Annotated in this window: 4 protein-coding genes; 3 read left to right on the top strand and 1 reads right to left on the bottom strand. The window is 46.4% G+C overall.

Translation table 11 applies throughout. The annotated features are described in order from the left end of the window. The 3 genes from GXO74_12170 to GXO74_12160 all read left to right on the top strand — a co-directional run. The coding region (locus GXO74_12170) for a molecular chaperone HtpG (protein ID NOZ62423.1) at nt 1–606 on the top strand (606 nt) is incomplete at its 5' end. A 67-nt stretch (nt 607–673) separates the two neighbouring features. After that, a complete protein-coding gene (locus tag GXO74_12165; GenBank protein NOZ62422.1) occupies nt 674–1618 on the top strand; it encodes an aldo/keto reductase in 945 nt (314 codons plus the stop codon). A gap of 45 nt (nt 1619–1663) precedes the next feature. Then, nucleotides 1664–2842 (top strand): MFS transporter, encoded by a 1179-nt coding sequence (locus GXO74_12160; GenBank protein NOZ62421.1) that lies wholly within the window; start codon nt 1664–1666, stop codon nt 2840–2842. A gap of 24 nt (nt 2843–2866) precedes the next feature. On the opposite strand, the gene GXO74_12155 is transcribed toward GXO74_12160, so the two are convergent. Next, the coding region (locus GXO74_12155; protein ID NOZ62420.1) for a hypothetical protein at nt 2867–3162 on the bottom strand (296 nt) is incomplete at its 5' end.

Below are 3162 nucleotides of genomic sequence, written 5' to 3'. Positions count from 1 at the left end.
AATCCGCATCTGGAGATTTTCAAACAGAAAGGCGTGGAAGTGCTTTACTCCTACGATCCCATTGATGAGTTTGTGCTCTCCGGTTTGAGTCAATACAAGGAAAAAATGATCGTTTCCGCGGATCAGGCGGATCTGGAATCTTTGAAAGAGATAAAAACCGAAAAAGATGAGAAAAAGGAAGAGAAAGAAAAAGAAGAAAAGCCGTCTGATAGCGAATTGGGAAAATTGTGCACGAGAATGAAAAATATCCTCGGCGATCAAGTGGAAGAAGTGCGCTTGTCACAGCGTTTGACTGACAGTCCGGCAGTGCTGGTGACGGCAGAGGGGGGCATTTCGGCACAGATGTCCAGAATTATGCAAATCGTGAATAAAGACACGCCGCCGCCGAAGAAAGTCATGGAGATCAACCCGGATCATTCGCTTATTCGGAATATGCTCAAAATGTACCAGAAAGATGCTAAAGATAAGTATCTTGAGAAATTGGTCAATCAATTATTTCAGGTATTGATGCTGCAAGACGGTTTTTTGCTCGATCCGCATCGGCTGATTGCTGATGTGCAGGATTTGATTGGTGATGCGGCGAATTGGTATCTGAAGGAAAAATAGTGGAAATTAAGGTGTGCCCACCTTCAAGGTGGAGTACACCTTAAAAAGACCTCAAAGCGGAGAAAAAGTGAAAACCAGAAAATTAGGCAAAAATGGTCCCGAGTTGAGCGTCATCGGTCTGGGCGCCTGGGCAATCGGTGGCCCCTGGCAATGGGGCTGGGGCAAACAGGACGATGATGATTCTATTCGCACGATTCATCGCGCGCTGGATTTGGGAATTAGCTGGATCGATACGGCGCCGGTTTACGGTCTCGGTCATTCTGAGGAAATTGTCGGACGCGCTCTCAAGGGAATTCGTGAAAAGTTTTTTATCGCCACAAAATGCGGACTTGTCTGGAACAGCAAGGGAAAAATCCGCAATGATTTGTCGCCGGTGAGCATCCGCAAAGAGGCAGAGGACAGCTTGCGTCGGCTGGATACGGATTACATCGATTTGTTTCAATTTCACTGGCCTGATCCGAATATGCCGGTAGAAAAGTCTTGGGAAACAATGGTTAGACTGAAAGATGAAGGCAAGATTCGTTACCTGGGCGTTTCCAATTTTGATGTGGAATTGATGCAGCGGGCGGAAAAAATTGCTCATATTGATTCACTGCAGCCGCTCTACAACATGCTCGACAGGGGCGCGGGAAAGGAAATTTTGCCTTTTTGCCAGAAGAATGGCACGGGCGTCGTCGTTTACAGCCCGATGAAATCCGGCTTGTTGACCGGAAAGTTTGATGCGGAAAGATTAGCCGCGGACGATTGGCGGCGTAAATCACACGATTTTCGAGAACCGAAATTGTCGAAAAATCTGGCTTTAATTGATGCGCTTCGTCCGTTTGCAGAAAAATTTGACGTCACGGTGGCGCAGTTAGCAATCGCCTGGGTTTTGCGGAACGAGGCGGTAACTTCAGCGATCGTTGGCGCGCGTGGGCCCGATCAAATTCAGGAAACAGCCGCTGCGGCGAACGTTAAAATTGAACCGGAAGATTGGGATGAAATTGATCGTCTCATTGAAAAATTGAACTAACCTGACTGTCGAGTTCGAAATGATTAGATCGAGAGGAATGATTTTTTGAATTTGAAACGAATTTTCGGAGAACAAAAAAGTTTCTGGCTGGCGACTGCTGGTCATTTTTTCAATGATTATTACAACGGCTTCCTTTCGCCGCTACTGCCAATTATTGTTGATAAATTACAACTTTCGCTCATGTCTGCCGGATCGCTCATGTCCATTTTTGCCATTTCCAACTCGCTGGTGCAGCCGGTCGCGGGCTTTATCGCGGATCGCATTCGGCGCTATTATTTTGTTCTCTTCGGCCCGGTGGTGGCTGGCGTTTTTATGGGATTCATTGGCTGGACTAATTCCTACTGGACGCTGCTGATCATTCTCTGTTTGAGCGGAATCGGCACAGCGTTTTTTCATCCTCAGGCTGCGGCATTAGTTGGCAGGGGAAATCACCAGCGGCAAGGGCTTGCCATGTCCACTTTTAACACGGCTGGCGTACTGGGCGTGACGCTGGGTAATATCAGCATTATTCCCGTCATTCAATCATTCGGATTGCGAGCGACAATTTTTACGGTGTTGTTCTCGGCACTGTTTTTTCTGACGTTTTTTCGTTACGTGATCGGGTCGGATGCGCCAATCATTTCCTATCGGGAGAGGCCCAGAGTTTTTGACCTCGTTCGAAAAAATCGGCAACTCATTTTCAAATTAAATTTTCTGGTTATTGCGCGCGCGACGCTCGTTTTGGCATTCTCCGGATTCATTCCGCTTTATCTGACATCGCGAGGTCATTCGGTTTTCACCGGAGCTTTGGGATTGGCGGTATTTCAATTTTCATCAATCGCCGGCATTTTTCTCGGCGGCCACTTTTTTGATCGCTGGGGCGGCAAAAAAGTGCTGGCTTTTTCCTACTTTTTCGTGTTTCCGTTCACGTTGGCTTTTTTGCATTTGCCGCTGACCGTCGGATTAATTTTTGTAGCGATGATCGGATTTTCGCTCAATTCGTCCACTGCGGTGAACATTGTGTTGGGGCAAAAAATTTCCCTGGAAAATGCCAGTTTCATGTCGTCGCTGATGATGGGATTAGGTTGGGGAATCGGCGGCTTGATCATGACGCCGTTGGGAGCGTTAGCTGACAAAATTGGTTTGTCCGACATGTTCGTTTTTGCCAGCTTAATTTCAGTCATTGCTTTTGTTGTCGTATTATTTATTTCTTTTCCTGACAGTGAACCAGAAAAAAAAGGTTAAATTTTGCCATTTTGATTGAAATTTTCATTTTCTTTTTTTTGAAATCACGATTTCCAGCGCCAATAAAAACAAGACGGCAAAGAATCCCCACAAAAGGGAGCGGCGAATGCGGTAGGTTCTTGCTCCTTCGGTCGGGTAAAAAGAATATGCCAGCGGTGGTTTGAAAAAATATCTTTGCAAATTTCCCAGGAAAAAAGTGCGGTCTTTTAACAAACCTGTGTAAATGGTTCGCACATCTTCTACGTTCGGCGGCCGGCGAAATTTGAGAATCGCCTGCGGGATAAATTCCGATTTCACGACGCGATTGCACAAGCGAAAAG

The sequence above is a fragment of the Calditrichota bacterium genome (assembly GCA_013152715.1).
Lineage (GTDB): Bacteria > Zhuqueibacterota > Zhuqueibacteria > Thermofontimicrobiales > Thermofontimicrobiaceae > 4484-87.
The sequence above is the reverse complement of the archived record's forward strand: the minus strand, read 5'-3'. Positions and strand labels throughout refer to the sequence as shown.